The sequence below is a fragment of the Ruoffia sp. FAM 26255 genome (assembly GCF_045528525.1).
GTDB lineage: Bacteria > Bacillota > Bacilli > Lactobacillales > Aerococcaceae > Ruoffia > Ruoffia tabacinasalis.
Genome location: NZ_JBGQQX010000144.1, coordinates 1 through 352, shown reverse-complemented (window position 1 = coordinate 352; position 352 = coordinate 1). Strand labels below are relative to the sequence as shown.

Annotated in this window: 1 protein-coding gene; it reads right to left on the bottom strand. The window is 34.7% G+C overall.

Translation table 11 applies throughout. The features are described from left to right. Positions 1–26: 26 nt before the first annotated feature. Positions 27–323: a rhodanese-like domain-containing protein gene (locus tag ACEN31_RS11665; protein WP_068710704.1), complete on the bottom strand. Its 297-nt coding sequence runs from the start codon at positions 321–323 to the stop codon at positions 27–29. Positions 324–352 lie beyond the last annotated feature (29 nt).

Sequence of the window (352 nt, the reverse complement as noted above, 5' to 3'; positions counted from 1 at the left end):
GTTCACAATTTTTTTATCGTATTCCATTAAACGATTTCTCCTCTCCAAGCAGAAATTCCTCCCATTACATTTATCACTTTGTATCCTTCTTGTGCTAATTGTTGACAAGCCATTGAAGAACGCGCACCGGAGTGACACATTACATAATACTCTTGACTTTTATCCAATTTATTTTTTTCAGCTGAAAGATTACTTAAAGGAACATGGATTGCTCCGTCCAGGTGACCATTTTCCCATTCGTTCATTTCTCTAACGTCTACTAAAGGAAGTTTCTCTTTTTTCCATTTTTGTTCAAATTCTGGCATTGATATTGTATTGTACATTATTTTACCACCTTTTCTGGTTTTACTGT

Excerpts from the sequence above, each read along its gene's own strand:
- ACEN31_RS11665 (WP_068710704.1), bottom strand. The coding sequence starts at position 323 with ATGTACAATACAATATCAATGCCAGAATTTGAACAAAAATGGAAAAAA.